The following is a 21258-nucleotide window of genomic DNA, read 5'->3' as shown; positions in this document are numbered from 1 at the left end:
ATGACAAAAAGAAATTTTGCATATTCGGGATTGCTTCGTGCCTTGCAAACACAATATTTTTAACACACAATAACTATCTAAACTATGCCATTGCAACGAAGCGTTGCAATGGCTTTTATAGGTACAAGGCAATTATAAATACTAACCAACTAATATAATTTTCATGGCTAATCAACTAAAATTTATTGCGCTGCTATCGCTGCTGCCCGCAACTGCTGCTATGGCTCAAACCAAATGGACCGAAAAAAAATCGGGAGATGTTGTTTTTGTGACCAATTCAGGGGGGCAGCAATTGGGTTATGCAACCACATCTGGTGTTAAAATATTAACTGTTGATGGCCTGGCTTTTAAGGATCTGAACAAGAATGGTAAGCTGGATAAATATGAAGACTGGCGTTTACCGGTTGATGTAAGGGCAAAAGATCTGGCATCAAAAATGAGTGTTGATCAAATAGCGGGTTTAATGCTGTATAGCAAACATCAGCCTATTCCGGCCGCTCCGGCTGGGCCGTTTGCAGGGACCTATGGTGGAAAGAAATTTGCCGAAAGTGGTGCTAATCCATATGATCTTTCCGATCAGCAGAAAGAGTTTTTGGCAAAAGATAATGTAAGGCATGTTTTGATCACTTCGGTACAAAGCCCGGAGATTGCCGCGCAATGGAATAATAAAGCGCAGGCTTTTGTAGAAGGCCTGGGTTTGGGTATCCCAAACAATAACAGCTCCGACCCTCGTCATGGCACGGTTGCTACTGCGGAGTATAATGCTGGCGCTGGCGGCGCTATCTCTATGTGGCCTGGTTCATTAGGTTTCGCGGCAACATTTGACCCCAAAATTGTAGAGAACTTTGGCCATGTAGCCGCATTGGAATACCGGGCCCTTGGTATTGCAACGGCCCTATCACCACAGGTTGATATAGCCACCGAGCCACGCTGGGCGCGGGTAAGCGGTACTTTTGGCGAAGACCCGCAATTGTCTGCAGATATGGCACGCGGCTATATTGACGGTTTCCAGACCTCCACGGGCGACAAAGAAATTAATGGCGGCTGGGGTTATGGCAGTGTAAATGCCATGGTGAAACACTGGCCTGGCGGTGGCGCAGGCGAAGGCGGCAGGGATGCCCATTATGGTTATGGCAAGTATGCAGTATATCCAGGTAATAACTTTAAGCAACATTTAATCCCTTTTACCGAAGGTGCTTTTAAGTTGAATGGAAAAACGGGAATGGCTGCTTCGGTTATGCCTTATTATACCATATCATTTAACCAGGATACCAAAAACAAGGAGAATGTTGCCAACAATTACAACTCCTATATCATCAATGATCTGCTGCGCAAAAAATACAAGTTTGATGGTGTAGTTTGTACCGACTGGCTGGTTACCGGAGATGAAACCGCTGTTGATGTTTTCCTATCCGGAAAGTCATGGGGTGTTGAGGGGCTTTCTGTGGCACAACGGCACTATAAAATTTTGATGGCAGGTGTTGATCAGTTCGGTGGAAATAACGTGGTAGCGCCGGTTATAGCGGCTTACCAGATGGGCGTAAAAGAACATGGTGAGGCTTTTATGCGCGCCAGGTTTGAGCTATCGGCCGTGCGTTTGCTGCGTAATATATTGAGGACCGGCTTGTTTGAAAACCCCTACCTGGATACCGAAGCTTCTAAAAACGTTGTAGGTAATCCGGAATTTATGAATGCGGGATACGAGGCTCAGCTTAAATCAATCGTAATGCTGAAGAACAAGGGCAATATATTACCCTTACAAAAGGGAAAAACGGTTTATGTACCTAAAAAATTCACACCAGCCGGACGTAATTTTTTAGGAATGGAAACACCAGAAAAACTGGAATACCCCGTGAACATGGAAACCGTAAAAAAATACTTTACCGTTACCGAAAACCCAGATGAGGCCGATTATGCGTTAGTATTCATCAACAGCCCTAACAGCGGCGGCGGCTACAATAGCCAGGATGCCAAAAGTGGCGGAACGGGTTATGTGCCTATTAGTTTGCAATATGGTGAGTATACTGCTAATGACGCGCGTGCCACAAGCATTGCCGGGGGCGATCCGTTGGAGAAATTTACCAACCGTACTTATAAAGGCAAATCATCTACAGCCATAAATATTACCGATCTTGGAATGGTTAATGACACCTATTCAAAAATGAAAGGCAAGCCGGTTATTGTTTCGGTAAACATGGCCAACCCGATGGTGTTTTCGGAATTTGAGAAAAACGCGAATGCTATTGTAGTTGATTTTGGTGTACAGGGGCAGGCAACTTTAGATATCCTTACCGGTAAAAATGAGCCATCGGCATTATTACCAATGCAAATGCCTGCCGATATGAAAACTGTAGAGCAACAATTTGAAGATGTGCCACATGATATGAAATGTTATAGCGATGACCAGGGCCATGTTTATGATTTTGGCTATGGATTAAACTGGAAAGGTATCATAAATGATGCCCGCACTGTTAAGTATAAAACAAATATAAAGCCGTAATTTTAAAATGTTATAGCACTGTATAAATATTATCTATATGAAAATTTACTCTCTATTGATTTTGTCGATATTTATTTCTTGTTCATCATTGTATGCACAAGGGAATAGTCTGGATGTTGTAAAAACCAATGCCGGGCTAATATCGGGCAGTGTAAATGCGGATGGCAACGTTCATATATTTAAAGGAATCCCTTTTGCCGCGCCGCCTGTTGGTGATTTACGATGGAAAGAGCCACAGCCGGTGAAGCCCTGGGAAGGAATAAAAAAATGTAATGCATTTTCGGCCAGCCCGATGCAGGGAAAACCCAATGAGTTTGGTGTTTATACCCGCGAATTTTTAATTCCTTACGAACCCATTAGCGAAGATTGCCTGTACCTGAATGTTTGGACTAACGCCACGTCATCTGCAGAGAAAAAAGCGGTACTGGTTTATATATATGGTGGAGGTTTTGGATCAGGAGGAGCGGCAGTACCCATTTATGATGGCGAGGCAACAGCCAAAAAAGGGGTTGTTTTTGTTGTGATCAACTACCGGGTTGGCATCTTCGGTTTTTACTCGCATCCGGAATTGACGAAAGAATCGGGCCATAACGCGTCAGGTAATTATGGCTTGATGGATCAGCTGGCAGCTCTGAAATGGGTAAAGCAAAATATAAAAAACTTTGGCGGCGACCCCGATAATGTTACTATAGCGGGGCAATCTGCAGGATCAATGAGTGTGAACTGTTTGGTGGCATCGCCTTTGGGTAAAGGCTTGTTCCAAAAGGCTATTGCCGAAAGTGGAGCGAGTTTTATAGCAGGACCGTTTGGTGGCACAACATTGCAAAAAGCAGAAGATGACGGTGTTAAGGTAGCCAAATCATTAGGGGCTAATTCCATCGCCGAAATGCGAAGCAAACCTGCGGCCGAATTGGTTAATAAATCGCAGAGCAGGCCAATTATTGATGGCTATGTTTTGCCGGCTGCAATAGCTCAGATTTTTGCAGATAATAAAGAGAACCATGTTCCCCTGTTAACAGGGTGGAACGAGGACGACGCCTTTGTTGGTAAACTTAAAAACGCCGAAGATTATAAAAAAGAGGTAGCCGGTCAATATGGTGATAAAGCGCCTGTATTTTTGAAACACTTTCCCGCCGGTACAGATGCGGAAGCAGAAAGATCACAGATAAATATTAACCGCGATCAGATTTTTGGCATACAGAATTATACTTGGGCCAACGTACAAAGCACTAAGGGCAAAGCGAAAGTTTATCTTTACCGATTTACCCGTCGCCTGCCCGCTACAGCCGATTTTGTAAAATACGGCGCGTTCCATACCGGCGAAGTTGCTTATGCGTATAATAACCTTAAGTTTCTGAATCGCCCCTGGGAACCGGTCGACCAGGAGCTGGCCACTACGATATCAACTTACTGGGCAAACTTTGCAAAAACAGGCAATCCCAATGGAAAGGGATTGCCTGTTTGGCCTGCTTATAATACAAGCGATAACCAGGTGATGATATTGGGCGAAAAGCCGGCGGCTCAATCATTGCCCGATAAAGCAGCTTTGGATTTTATGGTTAATCAAATGAGCGGCAAATAATTATTTACCCCAATAGTAATTGATGCCAAAATCAAAACCTTTTATCCTGATCTCAGGAACCTGGCTGATATTTGGCAGGTTGGCCGGTAAAAAGTAGTTAATATTGATATCCCATTTGCGGCCAATATTGATACCTGCTTTTGGTGCAAGCTGGAACCATAAGTTAGTGGCCGATTGGTATTTATCTTCGGCGGTATAGCTTAATGTAGGTACATCATTCTTCACTGTAGTTTTGTTACTGGTTTCCGGGTAATGCGAATAATTGATATTTATACCAGCGCCCAGGTAAAACTTAAAGTTATCGGCATTATAAAAATTGTAAATGAGTTGTGGCCTTAATGAAACAGTTTGTTGATCGAGCTTTAAAACTTTGGTGCTAACAGCCGTTGGAGATGGGTCAACAACGGTGATCTCGCCTTTTGCCGCCGTAAAACTAAGCTCCGTTCTGAAAAGCAGGCTGCCAACATTTGGGTTAAATGGCGCATCAATACCAATGCTTATTTTAGGTAAATAAGATGTTTTAGTGCTTCGGGTAGTTCCGATGCCCGGCGTCGTAACATAATTGAAGTTGCTTATGTTGATGCCAACGCCGGCAAAAGGACGAACAGCTGGCTGAGTGCTTAATGCGGCGGTGCTTTTAGCCGGATCCTGGTTATTTAGTTCGGCAATAATTTTATCAAGCGCCTTCTGGGTATATTTTGCATGAACAATATTGTCGGTTACATCAAAGTTTTCGGGCCTGTATTTTTTTGCCAGTTCAATAAGCTGCATGCTATAGCCGTTTTTTGATTTCATTGTCGCCGTTTTAGGATCGTAGTAGGGCTGGTACGAGAGTTCCTGGGCTGGTTCCGTGCTTTTATTATCGATGATATAGTAACGTGTTTTTACTTCATCGGCCAGTGAGAACAGGGATACGTTATCGCCTTTGCGCAGTTGCTTTAAAAAAACATCCTCAATTACGGTAGTACTATCAATTTCGCTCTTCATGGTTTGCAGCTCTGTTCTTCCCATGCTTACAGATACATGGGCCGACTGGTATGCTTCAAATCCAGAAACCTCAAAAAAACGCAGGTTCGTGGGCTTAAAATTCTGAACCTTGTCATTAAGTGTGGGTTTAAAACCCACGCTCGACGGATTATAGATCCAGTCTTTATAGTTAATATATCCATTGATGGTTTCGCCTTTGGCAGTAATTATAAAACCAGCTTTGTAATTTGTTTGCGCAATGGCGGCGGTATAAAAAAAGAAGAAGGATAAGAAAAGGTAAAAATATTTCATTTGATAAGGGATAAGTTGTTTTACTATGCCAGTGAAAATACATTATTGTTGATTTTTTTTATAAAATATTTAATAATAGTTATTTATAGTTTCTGCCTGATTGTTTTTATCGCATTGCCGCGCGCCAACAAATGGTGTGCTATCCATTGGCTTTCAAGTTGTGCAATTTGTTTTTCTGCTTGCATTGCCATCAACTTTGCTTCCATCCTTTCCATACAGAGTTTTTTGTTTTGCAACTGCGACCGGCTATCCATTGCCAGTACCTGGATGCCGGTTGGGATATGTGTGCCCCGTACCGCGGTTTCTACTTTATTTACATTTTGCCCTCCCGGGCCAGATGCGCGCATGGTTTCAAATCTTACATCATTGGGATTAAAGGCAACCTTTTCGGCAACAGTAAATACACCGACGCCAACAAACCAGTTTTTACGCTTATGAAATTTACGGTAAGGGCTTTGCGCTATCCATTGTATGGTGCCGTTCCATTCTTTGATAAAAGCATCCAGATCATCGCCCTGCAATAACAAAGTTGATGATAGCAGGGTGCCATCCAGCTCGGCTTTTTTATTATCGATAAGGTTTAGGGTGATACCTGCAGGGAATGCCTGTTTCAGCATTAGCTCCTGTACTTTGGCAACTACCCGGCAACATTCCAGTGGGCCTTTGCCTGCTGTTATTTGTATAATTAGTTTTTTCATTTTTCTTTTATTCTTTATTCATGCGTACAATACGAGGCAAAAATTTGCCATGTATTTCAACCAGTTCTGCCTGGGCTTTCATTACCGTTTCAATATCCTTATAGGCAGAAGGATTTTCCTCAATGCTGCCATCTAGAAGGGTCACGCCGGCATCAGCCAGCATTTTTTTCATGGCTGATTTGGTGGTGCTTGCCTTTGCGTCCTGCCTGCTCATAGCCCGCCCTGCGCCATGCGACGCGGAGTTTAATGCATCTGTACTGCCTTTGCCCATTACCAAATAAGCGGGTGTTGCCATACTTCCTGGAATAATGCCTAATTCGCCAACATGCGCGGGTGTGGCTCCTTTGCGGTGGATGATTGCTTCGGTATCATCTGCAAGCTTGTCTTTCCATGCAAAATTGTGGTGGTTCTTTATCCTTACCAATGCTTTTAATCCCAATGCCTTTAGTAGGTTGATATGGATGCGATCATGACAGGCTTTGGCATAATCGCCGGCGAGGGTCATGCTAAGCCAGTACTCCTGCCCTGCTTCGGTATCCAGATCGAGCCAGGCCAAAGGCTGTGCTTCGCGGGGGAGCTTACAGGTATTCATCGCTACCTGGGTATAATAGCGTGCGATATTAGCGCCCAGGCCACGACTGCCCGAGTGCGACAATAAAGCCAGGTAAGTTTTAGCCGGTAAGCCCTTTGCGTTATGTTCCATCAGTTCTATCGTTCCAAATTCCACAAAATGGTTGCCCCCTCCCGATGTACCTAATTGCTGCACTGCTTTTCCGTGCAGTTTTTTAAGCAGATGAGTTTCGCCAAACAAGGGACTATCCAGCACCTCATGATCTTGCGGCACAGTTAGCTCCCCCTCCATGCCAAAATGTGTCCATTTGCCTAACGACTGTTTTATTTGATGTTCATATCGTTTGATGAATTTTTCATCTGCATCAATAATGGTTAAAGCCATGCTGCAGCCAATATCCATTCCTACGCCGTAAGGTATTACCGCATTGCGGGTAGCCAGTACACCACCAATAGGCAGACCATAGCCGCTATGCGCATCGGGCATTAAAGCACCCTGGATGCTTATGGGTAATGATAAGGCAAGTTGTATTTGTTTTTTGGCCGCTGCCTCAATTTCATCCACACCATAAATTTTTAGCGGTGTGGGTTCTCCCATTAGCTTAAATGTATTTCCATCCGGCGCGGGAACAGCCTTTATAAATGCCCCAGCTATTTTCTGCAGGTTAGTGTTGCTTATATATGTTGCCGGATTATTCCGCACATCCGTTAATAATGTGATGACATCAGCTTTATCGCTATGCTTATAGTATTTAGCTACAGTGTTGATGGCGAGGCTTTTCAGCCTGTCATCGGTGTAGCCTATTTTATCTAATTCTTTTGTTGTTAAAATGCCCATTTGGATGTCCATCGGACTTTACGTTTTAATCTTTTCTTTGATCTGTTGTGGTTTTCAATTCATCCGCGGTGCGGATATACCCTTTGTGGGATAGTTCAAAGCAGGCCAGGAAAAACTCAGGAACGAACAAGGTTGTGATCCGATCAAACGATCGATTCAAACAGTTTCAAAAAAACAATAGAAAACTTGTCCGCCTTAAAAAGGCAGTTGAACTAAAGGGATGTGTTGGAGATACTCTGTGTCATGATTCCTAATAATTAAAGGGTTAACAATTAAGGAATTGGTACAAAGATGGGAAATTTTTTAAAAGAAACAAGATTTGATTTAGAAACAGGCAGGGAATCGTTTTAAAATTGAAAACAGCGTCGTGCCGAATTTATTTCGGCATCCCACACGCAGGTAACCACAGGATAGGTTGGCAGTATACAAGTCGCAGACTTGGCAGGCATGAATATCCTGTGGGATGCCGAAATAAATTCGGCACGACGTCCGCTTTTTAAGATTAATGAAATGCCAGCGTGAATTTTAAAAGCGATGTCCCTGATTTAGAAACCGCCTATTTCTGCTGTTTTATTAAGTTTTCAAGGGCTTTTAAATGAAGCTTGAAAGCAGCGCGGCCGTTCTCAGAAGCAAGATATTTGGTATTTGGTTTGCGGCCAATAAAGCTTTTTTGCACCTGGATATATTCTTCTTTCTCCAATGCTTTTAAATGGGATGCCAGGTTGCCATCTGTAACATCAAGCAGATCTTTAAGCGAATTAAAATCATAGCTTTCATTGGCAACCAATACGCTCATGATTTGCAGGCGAATGCGGTTTTCAAAGGCTTTATCAAATTGTTCTAACGAGATCTTCACTTATTGAATTTAAAATGCATTATGGTACCATATATAATGTGGAGCAAACCAAAACCAACAGTCCAGAATATTAAACCATAGCCCGGCATTAATGCACACAGCAAACCTAATAAAATCTCCAATATCCCCAATCCCTTTACACCCGAATAAGTGTAATGGCTGCCAGCAACCAGCGCAAGTCCATAAAAAATAAGGGTCGCCGGGGCAACGATACCATAATACCCGCGGTAAATCAATATAAAAGTGAACAGGCCGCCGCTAATGAGCGGGATAGCCATATTGATGAGTAAGCGCTTGCTGCCCGTATTCCAAAATGGCTGCCCGTTCTTTTTGGCGTTCCTGGCAGATAACCAGATGCAGGTACCTATGGACAGTACTAATACAGCAAAGGCTACAATAACTAATTGTGAGACTACATCGATATCTTTAAGTAAAATGCCGTTGCTTTCATTGGTAAGTATTTCATAGCCGATGCCTGCCCCTATAAAGGCGTAAATGCCGGCCATTACTCCCGAAAGGCCACTAAGTGAAATAAATTTGGCTGAGCGTTCCATCAGGTTGCGGATGGAACTTAATTCGGCATGAATGTCTTGATCTTTCATTAAAAGCACTTTGTTTTTCAAAGTTACGTATATCTTTTATAATTGCAAAGGACTGGGAAAGTTTTTAATCACAACAGAGTGTAATTATATTTTCAGTATTTATTGAAAGTTTAAAATAAACTGTATATTTGTCTTGTAGTAACACAACAACAAACTCATATACAATGAAAACGCTTAAAAATCATGTGGTACTTTTTGATGCGGAATGCCCCATGTGCAGTATGTATACTAATGCCTTTGTTAAAACCGGCATGCTGGATAATAACGGTCGCGAAGCTTACCAAACCATACCCCAAAATATCTGCCCTGTTTATGATCGCCAGCGCGCTGTTAATGAAATAGCGTTGCTGGATATGAAAAGCGGTGAAGTTACCTACGGCATCAAAAGCCTTTTTAAAATCCTGGGTAATGCCTGGCCGCTGTTTACTCCCCTATTCGCTTTCAAACCTTTTGTTTGGTTCATGAGCAAGGTTTACGCTTTCATCTCTTACAACAGGCGGGTGATCATTCCGCCAACAAAGGAAGATGCCGCTTTTGCTTATCAGCCCACTTTTAAGGTGCACTATCGCATAGCATTCCTATTGTTTACCTGGTTTTGCACCGGGTTTATATTAACCAGGTATGCCCAATTATTAGTAGGAATGGTTCCTTTGGGTAATGCCTACCGGGAATACATCATCTGCGGCGGGCAAATAATTTTCCAGGCTTTGGTGATTAGCACCTATGCCAGGGAAAAAATCTGGACCTATCTTGGTAATATGATGACCATCTCTTTTGCAGGTAGTTTATTGCTGCTCATTCCCTTGGCCATAAGTCATTGGTTTACATTAGTCCCGTTTGTTTATACCTTGTGCTTTATGGGCATTGCCGGGCTGATGTTCCTGGAGCATATCCGCAGAACAAAACTGCTTGGCCTGGGTTGGGTAATGACCATTACCTGGGTAAGCTACCGCATTGTTTTATTAGTGTTGATCTTAAACTGAAATCATGAAATTATATAAAAAATTGTACTCGCCGGGGGGAACGGTTACCTGGGTACCGTGCTGGCGAAGTACTATAAAGACCTCGCCGATGAGGTGATCATTCTTGCCCGCAAACAAGTCCCCGCTATTGACAACATCCGCACAGTGGTTTGGGACGGCAAAACCGCAAACGGATGGACAGTACAGCTCACCCATGCCGATATGCTGATTAACTTATGTGGCAAAAACGTAAACTGCCGCTATACTAAAAAGAACAAAGCCGCTATCATTGCATCAAGGGTGGTGCCTACCAAATTATTGGGCGATGTGATCCATAAAATGACCGACCCGCCAAAGCTTTGGATCAACGTTACATCTGCCACCATTTACCGCCATGCCGAAGACCATCCGCAGGATGAGGCAACCGGCGAAATAGGCTATGGTTTCAGTATTGATGTTTGTAACCAATGGGAAAACGCATTTTATAAAAGCGAAACCCCGCACACCCGCAAAATTGCGCTGCGCATGGGCATAGTGCTCGGTCGCAGCGATAGCGTTTTCCCGCGCCTGCTTAACCTGGTAAAAATGGGTATGGGCGGTAAACAGGGCGATGGCAGGCAATACCTGGCATGGATACATGAGCATGACGTAGCCCGCAGTACCCAATACTTGTTAGATCATCCCGATATGGAGGGCATCTATAATTGTACCGCTCCGGAGGGAGAAAAGAATGCAGATTTTATGCGCATTATCCGCAAAGCTTACGGCATGCCCTTTGGTTTGCCTGCATCACAATGGCTACTTGAGATTGGCGCCCTGGTTATTGGTACCGAGCCGGAGCTGATATTGAAAAGCCGCTGGGTAAAACCTCAACGCTTACTGGATGCCGGTTTTGCTTTTGAGTACCCAAAGGCGGAGTATGCGATACATGATATTTTGAGTATAAAGGGGTGAAAGGCTTTTTTGTTGTCATCCTGAGTAATAGCGAAGGATATGTTCACGTACTGGTTAAAAAAACTTTTGTCATCCTGAACGATAGTGAAGGATCTGTTATTCGCCATGCTTTTTCGCCCTGTACAGTCTGCGAATAGATCCTTCGTGCCTCAGGATGACAAACCTTTAAAAATCTTTTAATCCATTCATTTATCTACCCCCGTTTTCTTACCCACTTCTTTCGTCATTTTTAAAGTGAGGAGCAGCAACAAGCCCAATGATACTACAATGGCTATCCATATAAACAGCGTATAATCCTTGCCTGCTTTGGCTTTTTCGGCCGGGGGCAAATTATTTTTAATAACCGCCTCATGGGCTACGGTTGGGATATTATCCTTAATACTATCAGCAAAAAATTTTAGATCGTACTCGGGGGCCTGGGCGGTTGAATCGCCGCCGAGCAGGTGGTAATTCTGCTTATTATCCAGGTAGCTGATAATGTACTCATCAGCCTGGTAGGCGTTAATGCCGCTGATGGTTAAAGGCTGGTTGTCGCCATTGCCAATCTGCAATAATAATTCTTTGGCCTTTGCAGAAAATAGCAGGTCGTTGTTTTTGGCGGAGTTTAGTTCAGCTTCAATTACGGCTTCTTTATAATTGCCGGTTACCTGGTAAATGGTAATATTGCGTTTAAAGTATTTGGGCGATGTGATGTTTAAATGCAGCTTATTTACCTGGTAATTATCATTTAACTTAATGGCGATAAAAGTAGTTTTGTTACTATCGGCACGGGTAAACTGAAGGCCGGGTATGGGGGAGTAAGCCAGTGTTTTGGCATATTCTGTATAGATGCCTGCCTGTAAAAACTTAATGGGTGCTTTCCTTTTATCATCAACCAAAATTTTCAAATAACGGTAGCTGCTGGCCGGGAAGGACAGCGATTGCATATAGGTACCCTCGCTGTTCTGCACCGCTTCCTGCAGGAGGATCTCCTCCTGTATGGCAAACCACTGTTTAAGGTCATCGCTGCCCATAAGGTTTACTTTGCGCTGTACAGCTGTATTCTGTAGCCTTATCCAAAGGCGGTCGAGCGGCAGGCCGGTTTTGTTTTCAACGGTATAGGTGGTCCCGGTATCTGTTGGGAGGCGGGCATCTATCGTACTAAAAACAACAAAACTTTTCTGATCTTTTTGCGGCAAACTACCGGCTTCTATAAAAGGTATAAAATTGCCTTTGGCATCGGCAATCCTGATGTCGGCCTTATCCGGCATGGCTTTCGCCACAAAAGCGGGTTGCAGGCTAATGCGGTAAAAGCCGGTAGTATCCACCTTTTGCAAGCTTGCTCTATATTTAAAATTCTTTTGTGCCGATGCCGATAGCATCAACCCGCAAAAAAGAGCGGTTAATGCTACGTTACGCTTCCTTGTTCTTAGCTTCATCATCAACAATAATTTTTTTAACCTTTTGGTACATGAACGATATAATAAGCAGCAAAACACCCAGGCAAAAGAAAGCCGCTATTTTACCCGCCTGCGGGATATCAACAATATCAAACAAAAATAATTTTAATAAGGTAAGCGAGAACAGGCTTAAGGATACAATACGCATGGTGCGCATTTTATAGTGCATCCCCAGCCACATCAGCGCGAAGGATAGTAACCCCCACAAAATAGGCAAGCCGGTTTTGATATAAACGGTTTCTATCTGCTCAATAGAATGCAATTTGCCGTAAAACAAAATGTTGCTGAGCAGGCATACCTCTAAACTTAAAAAGGTGACAACGCCCGCGCTCAATATCCAGGTGAACAGGGCTTTCATCCCATCATCAAGCGAGGTTTGGAATAGCCGGATGGTGCGGTAAAACAACAATGCTATGAAGGCGGCGCTTAGCCAATGGGCCGCAAAATGATTGGATGGTGGCTTGTTGGTGCTGAGCATACCCGTTAGCAGTTCAAAAAAATCGGGCATGAAGGTAAGGTAAACTGTGATACAGGTGAGTAGTATACCCATGCGGATGTAGTGATTGAACTTTAGGGCCGGTGCTTTTATTGATACCAGGTAATAGCCATACACAAATGCCGGGATATACAGCATCATGTATAAAATATTTAAAGTAGTATCCGGATAGCGGTTTAAAAACTGGTGATTGATCTCAAATAATCCGCTTAAAAATAGCAGCGCCAAACCGGCTATACTAAACAGCTGCTTATTGGTGCCCAGGCCATAAACTTCTTTTGATTCATCCCGCCCTACCAATACCGAAAGCAAGGATGAGCTTATAGCCGCGACAAAAGTGGTAATAAAGCCCTTGTTGGCAATAATGGTTAGAGTAATAGTATGATTGGCATACAACTGATACCAATCCATAAATAAACTCAGCAGCATGGCCACCCATAATATAAGCGAGGTAAGCTTCATGAGCTTAATGGACGAACGCAGGTACAGCCAGTAGAGCAACACAGTTTCAGTAGCCCAGAAAAGCGTAATGCTATTTCCGTGCAGCTGGATAGGTGCGGCCAGCGAAATAAAGGTTAAAGTGATACCTATAAGCAGGTACAAAATATTGGTATCCACCTTGCGGTTGCGGAACAGGATATATGATAATACGAGGTTCACCACTGCCAGACTCACACAAAATAAACCGCGGAACGCTTCGGCATGCATCATGGTAAGCAGGTATAAGCCCGCGGCAAAATACAGGGAGGTATTAATAAGCAATATGCTAAAATCAGAGCTGATGAACTTTTTGTTCTCTTTTACATTATTGGCCACATTAATGGCAAAGTAAAGCACATAAAATATGCTGGCGTAAATAAAGCCATAATGATAGGTTGGCGCAGTGAGCGTATACAGTACCCCAGCAAATACAATTACGGTAAACCCGAAGGATACAATATTAAGCACGCGCCACGCTTTGTAATAGGCAATTATTAAAAGGCCGGTGTTCAGTATCAGCAGGTAAATAAATAAAGCATCATAATTAGCCTTGCCTGTACTTACCATAAACGGACTCGCAAAACCGCCCACCAAAGCAATAACCGCAAGCTCCTGCCTGTCATACAACAAAGAAAGCAGCACCGCGAAAATGGTAATTACAATAAGGATAATAAACGATGTGGTTTGGCTAAACAGGTTAAACTGGTGAAAGGCCAGCGTTATGGTGAAATAAAATACCGCTAAACCACCGCCTGCTAATACCGAGCTGAAAGCTTTATAGCTGTTACGCAGCCAGTGAGCAATACCTATTAATATAGCACCGCAGGCAATACCAATGCCAACACGACCGGCAGGGCCAACCCAGCCGCTATCAATGGCGAATTTTACAAAATAACCTATGGCAAGCACCAGTATAGCGATGCCGATTTTATTGATGAGGTTTTCGCCGATGAATTTCTCCAAGTCCGGGTGACTTTCAAAAAATGACGGCGACGGCTCTTTTGCTTTTGGGGGATAAAGATCTGTGGTTTTAACCGGGCGGCGAATGGTTGATAAACTATCGCCAATAACTTCGGGCTGTTTTTCAACTTCGATTGGCTTAACGGTTTCCGGATGTGGTTTTATCTCTAACGGGGCCGGTGGTCGCGGCGGGGCAACGGGCTCTGCCGGCGGTTTTACCTGCGGAATTTCTTTTATAACAGGCTTGGGTGCTTCCTCGCGTTTAGGTGCTTCGTCTGCTGGTCGCGATACCCTTAAATGTTCTATCATGCGCTTTAACTCCAGTATTTGGAGCTCCAGTGCTTCAATATGACGGTTAACGCTGCCTTTGTTGTTTATCACTAATACAACAATCAGCAAACACAGAAATACGGTAAAAACATCCATAACATTATGTTTAGCAAAAACTAAAGATAGCGGATTTATGAAATAATAAGCATTTATTAATAATTATGGGGGCAAGCCACATCATTTTAACTTTAATTGTAATTTAGCGGATAAGCCGTTTTAACCAATAATAAACCCATCTTTTTAATGAAAGCAATTTTAAAGCTCATGCTGTTGATCGTATTTATATCAGCGGCATTTATTAGCTATGGCCAATCTCCCAATCCAAAACTTTTAAAGGGGCCATGGAAGGCGTTTTGGGTTACAGTACCCACAGAGTCGACAAAAGATTATGGTGTTTATTATTTCAGAAAGAATATCGATTTAAAAGACAAGCCCAATTCGTTCATCATTCATGTATCTGCCGATAACCGGTATAAACTATATGTTAACCAAACGCTGGTATCATTAGGGCCCGCCCGCGGCGATACCTATTACTGGAATTACGAAACTGTTGACCTTGCCCCCTACCTTAAAGCAGGCAACAACAATATATCCGCCGTGGTTTGGAACGATGGTGACTACCGCCCCGAAGCACAGATCTCCATCCAAACAGGCTTTATTATGCAGGGCGATACGGAAGCCGAAGCTTTGATCAATACGGATAAAAGCTGGAGGTGTATCCGTAACACAGCCTACAAGCCCATTGTGGGTGTGGGTTACGGTACTTACTATGTAGCCGGACCGGGTGAGCGGTTAGATATGAATTTGAGCATCGATAACTGGAACGCTGTTAAATTTGATGATAGCAGCTGGAAAAACGCTGTTAAGATTGATAATGGCAATCCTAAGGGAACGGTAAACGCTTTCGGCTGGATGTTGGTGCCATCATCCATACCGCCAATGGAATTAAAAACCCAGCGCATTGCGGTACTGCGTAAGGCTGAGGGTATAAAAGTTCCGCAAGCTTTCCCGGCAGCAAAAACGGCGCTAACCATCCCGGCTAATACAACCGCTACCCTATTGCTTGATCAAACTTTTTTAACCAATGCTTTTATATCACTTAACTTTAGCAAGGGCAAAAACGCAGGGATCGGTTTAAGTTATGCCGAAGCGCTGTTCACCAATTTGAAAGGCCCGCAAGGGCTTGTAAAAAGTAACCGGGATGATGTGGAGGGGAAAATATTCTCGGGCCGCAGGGATAGCATCGTTTCAAACGGCTCAGCCAATCAATCATTCAATAGCCTTACCTGGCGTACCTACCGCTACATACAGCTAAAAATTAAAACCGGGGATGAGCCTTTGGTTATTGACGATATTTATGGCACATTCACCGGCTACCCCTTTGAGTTAAATGCCAAACTGCAGGCCACGCCCGAAATGCAAAAGATGCTGGAAATTGGCTGGCGAACCGCCCGCCTCTGCGCCGGTGAAACTTATACAGATTGCCCCTATTATGAACAATTGCAATATGTGGGCGATAGCAGGATACAAGCCCTTGTATCGTTTTACAACAGTGGCGACGACCGCCTGGTACGCAATGCCATTAACCAGATGGATCACTCGCGTGTGGCCGAGGGTATAACCCTGAGCCGGCATCCGTCGTTCTCGCCTCAAATTATTTCAACATTTTCTTTATGGTATATAGGTATGTTGCATGATTACTGGATGTACCGGCCCGATAGCGCTTTTGTTAAAGATAAATTACAGGGTGTGCAGGATGTGCTGGCATTTTTTGGCAAATACCAACAGGCAGATGGCTCACTAAAGGACACCCCCTATTGGACATTTGCCGATTGGGTGAACAGTAAAGGATGGGATTTTGGCATGGCCCCCAAAAGCTTCAACGGAAGCTCGGCCCTGTTAGATCTGCAGTTGATGTGGGCATACCAGCAGGCGGCAGCAATGGAAGCCAAAATGGGTGTGCCTTTTTTTGCCGATATGTATGCCAATAAAGCGGCCCAGCTAAAAGCTACCATCCAAAAAAAGTATTGGATAGCCGATAAGCAGCTATATTCAGATACTGAGGATCAACAGTTGTTTTCACAGCACACCAATTCGCTGGCGGTGTTAACCGGAATGGTATCCGGGGATGATGAGATAGCGTTGAGTAAAAAACTCATGGCCGATAGTTCGCTTACCCAGTGCACCATCTACTTTAAATATTACCTGCACCAGGCTTTAATAAAAGGTGGCTTTGGCAATGATTATTTAAAATGGTTGGATATATGGCGCAAGAACATTAAAATGGGCCTCACTACCTGGGCCGAGATCTCTGACCTGGAACATAACCGATCAGACTGCCATGCCTGGGGAGCCAGCCCCAATATTGAATTTTACCGTACCATTTTAGGGATAGACAGCTACGCGCCCGGTTTCAGCAAAATAAAAATAGAGCCGCATTTGGGCGAGCTTAAAAATATCAGCGGAGAAATACCGCATCCAAATGGAAAAGTAATGGTAGAATATAAGCTTGAAAAGGGTAAATGGAATATAGAGATTACCCTGCCCCAAGGCACATCTGGAGTTTTTATATGGAAAGGCCAAAATTATGCGATTAATTCAGGTAAAAACAAGGTAATTGTATAAAAACCACTTAAAAAGCATGGTGTAAATCATATTTTATCGGGAAAGTCCTAACAAAAAGCGCATTTTGTATCATTTTTGCCATTTTTGAGTAAAAAAACTTTGGTTTTCTGTTTGAAAAGTAAAAAGCAACACTAACTTTACCCCTGTAATGTTGATTGCTTATTGTATTAGTTACACTTGCGCTAATTGAATATTTAACAATCTGATATTATTAAAAATGTGATATTTACGCGCTACAATTATTAAACCACCCTGCTCAGCCGCAGGTTTGCCAGCTCGCTAAAATCAATATTTATGAAAAAAACTACATCACAGGTAAAAATTCTTTCAATCGATATCGGTGGCTCACACATTAAAGCCACTATCTTAAATAAAAAGGGTGAGCTGAAAATGGATTATGATAAGGTCCCGACCCCAGCCCCGGCAAGTCCTGATAATTTGATCAAGGCCATCAAAACATTGGTGAAGAACTTCCCGGCCTACGATAAAATTTCGGTTGGTTTCCCCGGCTATGTAAAAAATGGGGTTATAAAAACAGCCCCAAATCTCAATACCAAACTATGGGCCGATGTTGACCTTACCAAAAAAATAAGTGATGCATTAGGTAAGCCAACCCAGGTAGTAAATGATGCAGATATGCAGGGCCTGGGTGTAGTAAACGGCAAGGGCCTGGAGATGGTAGTAACACTGGGCACCGGTTTTGGTACTGCCTTATTAATGAATGGTCACTTACTTCCTCACTTTGAGCTGGCCCACCTGCCCGTTAAAACCGATAAAACCTATGATCAATATATAGGTGAAAAGGCATTGGAAAAATATGGCAAAGAAAGATGGAACAAGCGGATGCAGAAAGTTTTTGAAATATTAAAAACAGTATTTAATTACGATACTTTATACATTGGAGGCGGCAACTCTGATCTGCTTACTTTTAAGCTTGATAAAAACATGAAGATAGTAACCAACGCTGATGGCATCAAGGGCGGTGCAAGGTTATGGATCGACGATGTAGAAAGCAAAACCAAACGCGAAATATCAACACCAACAGAGTAATATACAATACCCACAATACAATGGAAAACACACAGGACATAGAAAAATTAGCAATAGATACCGTAAGGATCTTATCGGCAGATGCAGTTCAAAAGGCAAACTCGGGTCACCCTGGTACAGCGATGGCGCTTGCTCCTATGGGCCACGTTTTATGGTCGAAGTTTTTAAATTACAATCCTAAAAACCCTGATTGGGCAAACCGCGACAGGTTCATCCTTTCGGCCGGGCACGCTTGTATCCTGCAATACAGCTTTTTGTATTTAACAGGCTATGATTTGAGTTTAGATGATATGAAGCAATTCCGCCAGTTGCACAGCAAAACCGCCGGTCACCCCGAGTATGGTTTGGCTCCTGGTATTGATGTTACTACTGGTCCTCTGGGTCAGGGTTTTGCAAATGGTGTAGGGTTTGCCATTGCGCAGAAACATTTAGCAGCACGTTACAACAAGCCGGGCTTCGAGCTTTTCAATTATAATATTTACGCAATTACCAGCGATGGTGATATGATGGAAGGCGTTACGTCTGAAGCGGCTTCATTAGCTGGTCATTTACAATTGGGTAACTTAATTTACCTGTATGATGATAACCATATCTCTATTGAAGGTAGTACAGATATTGCATTTAACGAAGATGTAAGCGCCCGTTTCCGCTCATACGGCTGGCAGGTACAGGAAGTAGCCGACGTGAACGATACGCACGCTTTGGAACTTGCTTTAATTAATGCCAAATCTGAAACACAAAAACCATCATTAATCCGCGTACGGTCGTTGATCGCTTATGGTAGTCCAAATAAATCGGGTACAGCAGGATCTCACGGTTCGCCGCTTGGTCCGGATGAAATTAAGCTGGTTAAAAAATTCTTCGGCTTTGATCCAGATAAATCATTCAACGTACCAGATGAGGTATTGGAATATTATCATGCAAAAGGCGCAAAAGGTGCCGGCAGCGAAGAAAAATGGAATAAACTATTTGCCGATTATAAAGTTAAATTCCCTGAATTAGCTGCAGAATACGAATTAGCCAGCAGTGGCGAATTGCCAGCCGGCTGGAAAGATAAATTGCCTGTATTTAAAGGCTCTGATCCTAAAATGGCTACCCGCCAGGCATCTGGTAAGGTATTGAACGCTGTTGCGGCAAGCCTGCCAAACCTGATAGGTGGCGCGGCAGATCTTTCGCCATCAACAGAAACTAATTTGAAGGAATTTGATTCTTTCACCTCCGAGAATAGGGCAGGCCGTAACTTCCACTTCGGTATCCGTGAGCATGCCATGGGTTCTGCAATGAATGGTATGGCGTTAACAAAGGGGGTTATTCCTTTTGGTGCCACCTTTTTAATGTTCTCTGAATACATGCGCCCTCCTATCCGTTTGGCGGCCATTATGAAGATAAGCCCGATATTTGTTTACACCCATGATAGTATTGGTTTAGGCGAGGATGGTACAACCCACCAGCCTATTGAACAATTGGCGTCATTACGCTCAATCCCTAATATTACGGTTATCCGCCCGGCTGATGCCAACGAAACCGCGCATGCATGGCGCGTTGCACTTGAGCACAAAGGTGGCCCGGTTGTATTGGTGTTTACCCGCCAGGGCTTACCTATCCTTGATCAGGATAAATACGGTAAAGCATCTGATTTGGAAAAAGGCGCTTACATACTATCAGAAGCAAGCAAGAACCCTGATTTGATATTAATGGCAACAGGATCTGAAGTTGCATTGATCATGGATGCCCAGGCTAAATTAGAGGCTGATGGAATTTCAACCCGCGTGGTAAGTATGCCATCATGGGAGTTGTTTGAGAAACAGGATGCCGATTACAAAGAAAAAGTATTCCCTAAAGCAAACAGAAAACGTTTGGCTGTTGAAATGGCATCCCCAATGGGCTGGCATAAATACACTACAGACGAAGGCGATATGTTAGGCATGACCACCTTTGGTGAATCTGCCCCGGCAGAAGACCTGTATAAGTTTTTTGGCTTTACAGTGGAGAATGTAGTTAACAAAGCAAAAGCGCTATTATAGGTTAGTATCAAGTAGCGAGTATCAGGTAGCAAGACATCGTTTGCATATTTGATACTCGCTCTTATCCAAGCGTATCAAATCTTGATACTTGATACTAACTACTTGATACTGAAAAAATGATTTGGGAAAGTAGTTTAATAAAAAACCTTAGTTGGTCATCAGAGATCATTAATGCCAGTGGCAAGCAAAAGGTAGCGCAGCAAATTGCCGGTATGGTAAAAGATGGCGATGTACTTGGCGTGGGTTCCGGCTCAACGGTTTACATGGCTTTACTGGCCATTGCCGAAAGGATCAGGACTGAAAAGCTGAATGTGCTGGCAATCCCTACTTCGCTGGAGATCTCTATGTTTTGCAGCAAGCTGGGCATCCCGCTCACCAGTTTATTTGAAAACAAACCCGACTGGTTGTTTGACGGCGCCGATGAGGTTGACCCCAATAACAGCCTGATTAAAGGCCGCGGCGGCGCCATGTTTAAAGAAAAGCTATTGATCAGCTCCAGTCCCGTTAATTACATTATTGTAGATGACTCAAAAATAGTGGATAAGATAGGTACTAACTTTCCTATCCCTATTGAAGTGTTTCCGCAGGCTTTATTGCATGTTGAGGCAGAGTTAAAAAAGCTGGGAGCCAATAGTATAGTGATACGGCCAGCCAAGGGTAAAGACGGGCCCATTATTTCGGAGAACAACAACCTGGTTTTGGATTGCCGTTTTGATGAAGTGCTCAATAGCCTGGAAAGGGACATTAAAGCTATTACCGGAGTAATAGAAAGCGGACTTTTTATAGGATACGATTTGAAAATACTGGTAGCATCAAACAGCTAAATTGTTTTATGCCGCTATCGCAGAACGATGATATTATACTTACAAAACATAGAATATTAATTAAGAACTTTACATAGTCATTCAAACGAATACCTTTACACAAATTATTCCACTTAGCATACGGACTTTGTAGGCTGCTGAGTTTAACTACTGAACAAATATTAAAAATTGAAATTTTAAAACGACCAAT

15 protein-coding genes are annotated in these 21258 nt (G+C 43.3%); 8 read left to right on the top strand and 7 right to left on the bottom strand.

All coding sequences use genetic code 11. From position 1 onward, the window contains the following. Positions 1-163 precede the first annotated feature (163 nt). Both Q0R88_RS22665 and Q0R88_RS22660 read left to right on the top strand, forming a co-directional pair. The gene (locus Q0R88_RS22665; protein ID WP_295720700.1) at positions 164-2500 is read left to right on the top strand and encodes a glycoside hydrolase family 3 N-terminal domain-containing protein; all 2337 of its coding nucleotides are present in this window, start codon (positions 164-166) and stop codon (positions 2498-2500) included. A gap of 37 nt (positions 2501-2537) precedes the next feature. Then, positions 2538-4082 (top strand): carboxylesterase family protein, encoded by a 1545-nt coding sequence (locus Q0R88_RS22660; RefSeq protein WP_295720699.1) that lies wholly within the window; start codon positions 2538-2540, stop codon positions 4080-4082. Here the strand turns inward: Q0R88_RS22660 and Q0R88_RS22655 are convergent, their stop codons facing one another. From Q0R88_RS22655 to Q0R88_RS22635, 5 genes are all read right to left on the bottom strand, one after another. Further along, a complete protein-coding gene (locus Q0R88_RS22655; protein ID WP_295720698.1) occupies positions 4083-5360 on the bottom strand; it encodes an outer membrane beta-barrel protein in 1278 nt (425 codons plus the stop codon). It abuts the gene before it with no gap. A gap of 83 nt (positions 5361-5443) precedes the next feature. Continuing rightward, on the bottom strand, positions 5444-6058 hold the full coding sequence (gene prfH / locus Q0R88_RS22650) for a peptide chain release factor H (RefSeq protein ID WP_295720697.1): 615 nt from the start codon (positions 6056-6058) through the stop codon (positions 5444-5446). Positions 6059-6065: 7 nt separating this feature from the next. After that, on the bottom strand, positions 6066-7478 hold the full coding sequence (locus Q0R88_RS22645; protein ID WP_295720696.1) for an RtcB family protein: 1413 nt from the start codon (positions 7476-7478) through the stop codon (positions 6066-6068). A 544-nt stretch (positions 7479-8022) separates the two neighbouring features. Continuing rightward, positions 8023-8322, bottom strand: coding sequence for a transcriptional regulator (locus tag Q0R88_RS22640; RefSeq protein ID WP_295720695.1), 300 nt, complete (start codon positions 8320-8322; stop codon positions 8023-8025). After that, a complete protein-coding gene (locus Q0R88_RS22635; RefSeq protein ID WP_295720694.1) occupies positions 8319-8924 on the bottom strand; it encodes a hypothetical protein in 606 nt (201 codons plus the stop codon). The genes Q0R88_RS22640 and Q0R88_RS22635 overlap by 4 nt, the downstream gene beginning before the upstream one ends. 164 nt (positions 8925-9088) lie before the next feature. Between Q0R88_RS22635 and Q0R88_RS22630 the strand changes: the two genes are divergently transcribed. After that, positions 9089-9907, top strand: a complete 819-nt coding sequence (locus Q0R88_RS22630) for a DUF393 domain-containing protein (protein ID WP_295720693.1) — start codon at positions 9089-9091, stop codon at positions 9905-9907. A gap of 21 nt (positions 9908-9928) precedes the next feature. Beyond that, positions 9929-10840 carry a TIGR01777 family oxidoreductase gene (locus tag Q0R88_RS22625; protein WP_295720781.1) on the top strand — a complete coding sequence of 304 codons (912 nt, stop codon included), beginning with the start codon at positions 9929-9931 and terminating at the stop codon, positions 10838-10840. Positions 10841-11025: 185 nt separating this feature from the next. Here the strand turns inward: Q0R88_RS22625 and Q0R88_RS22620 are convergent, their stop codons facing one another. After that, positions 11026-12261, bottom strand: a complete 1236-nt coding sequence (locus Q0R88_RS22620; RefSeq protein WP_295720692.1) for a DUF3999 family protein — start codon at positions 12259-12261, stop codon at positions 11026-11028. Next, the gene (locus Q0R88_RS22615; protein ID WP_295720691.1) at positions 12233-14641 is read right to left on the bottom strand and encodes a DUF2339 domain-containing protein; all 2409 of its coding nucleotides are present in this window, start codon (positions 14639-14641) and stop codon (positions 12233-12235) included. Before Q0R88_RS22615 ends, Q0R88_RS22620 begins: the two co-directional genes overlap by 29 nt. 147 nt (positions 14642-14788) lie before the next feature. On the opposite strand from Q0R88_RS22615, the gene Q0R88_RS22610 reads away from it, so the two are divergent. From Q0R88_RS22610 to rpiA, 4 genes are all read left to right on the top strand, one after another. Then, complete coding sequence (locus Q0R88_RS22610) at positions 14789-17170, top strand: alpha-L-rhamnosidase C-terminal domain-containing protein (RefSeq protein ID WP_295720690.1); 2382 nt, start codon at positions 14789-14791, stop codon at positions 17168-17170. 294 nt (positions 17171-17464) lie between these two features. Then, the gene (locus Q0R88_RS22605) at positions 17465-18220 is read left to right on the top strand and encodes an ROK family protein (protein ID WP_295720689.1); all 756 of its coding nucleotides are present in this window, start codon (positions 17465-17467) and stop codon (positions 18218-18220) included. A 20-nt stretch (positions 18221-18240) separates the two neighbouring features. After that, positions 18241-20244 (top strand): transketolase, encoded by a 2004-nt coding sequence (gene tkt, locus Q0R88_RS22600; RefSeq protein ID WP_295720688.1) that lies wholly within the window; start codon positions 18241-18243, stop codon positions 20242-20244. Positions 20245-20360: 116 nt separating this feature from the next. Next, the gene (gene rpiA, locus Q0R88_RS22595) at positions 20361-21068 is read left to right on the top strand and encodes a ribose 5-phosphate isomerase A (RefSeq protein ID WP_295720687.1); all 708 of its coding nucleotides are present in this window, start codon (positions 20361-20363) and stop codon (positions 21066-21068) included. Positions 21069-21258: the final 190 nt, after the last annotated feature.

Origin of the sequence: Mucilaginibacter sp. (genome assembly GCF_025362475.1) — a bacterium.
GTDB lineage: Bacteria > Bacteroidota > Bacteroidia > Sphingobacteriales > Sphingobacteriaceae > Mucilaginibacter.
Note: the sequence above shows the minus strand (reverse complement) of the source record. Positions and strands in the feature narration are given on the sequence as shown.

Excerpts from the sequence above, each read along its gene's own strand:
- Q0R88_RS22665 (WP_295720700.1), top strand. The coding sequence starts at position 164 with ATGGCTAATCAACTAAAATTTATTGCGCTGCTATCGCTGCTGCCCGCA.
- Q0R88_RS22660 (WP_295720699.1), top strand. The coding sequence starts at position 2,538 with ATGAAAATTTACTCTCTATTGATTTTGTCGATATTTATTTCTTGTTCA.
- Q0R88_RS22655 (WP_295720698.1), bottom strand. The coding sequence starts at position 5,360 with ATGAAATATTTTTACCTTTTCTTATCCTTCTTCTTTTTTTATACCGCC.
- prfH (WP_295720697.1), bottom strand. The coding sequence starts at position 6,058 with ATGAAAAAACTAATTATACAAATAACAGCAGGCAAAGGCCCACTGGAA.
- Q0R88_RS22645 (WP_295720696.1), bottom strand. The coding sequence starts at position 7,478 with ATGGACATCCAAATGGGCATTTTAACAACAAAAGAATTAGATAAAATA.
- Q0R88_RS22635 (WP_295720694.1), bottom strand. The coding sequence starts at position 8,924 with ATGAAAGATCAAGACATTCATGCCGAATTAAGTTCCATCCGCAACCTG.
- Q0R88_RS22630 (WP_295720693.1), top strand. The coding sequence starts at position 9,089 with ATGAAAACGCTTAAAAATCATGTGGTACTTTTTGATGCGGAATGCCCC.
- Q0R88_RS22620 (WP_295720692.1), bottom strand. The coding sequence starts at position 12,261 with ATGATGAAGCTAAGAACAAGGAAGCGTAACGTAGCATTAACCGCTCTT.
- Q0R88_RS22615 (WP_295720691.1), bottom strand. The coding sequence starts at position 14,641 with ATGGATGTTTTTACCGTATTTCTGTGTTTGCTGATTGTTGTATTAGTG.
- Q0R88_RS22610 (WP_295720690.1), top strand. The coding sequence starts at position 14,789 with ATGAAAGCAATTTTAAAGCTCATGCTGTTGATCGTATTTATATCAGCG.
- Q0R88_RS22605 (WP_295720689.1), top strand. The coding sequence starts at position 17,465 with ATGAAAAAAACTACATCACAGGTAAAAATTCTTTCAATCGATATCGGT.
- tkt (WP_295720688.1), top strand. The coding sequence starts at position 18,241 with ATGGAAAACACACAGGACATAGAAAAATTAGCAATAGATACCGTAAGG.
- rpiA (WP_295720687.1), top strand. The coding sequence starts at position 20,361 with ATGATTTGGGAAAGTAGTTTAATAAAAAACCTTAGTTGGTCATCAGAG.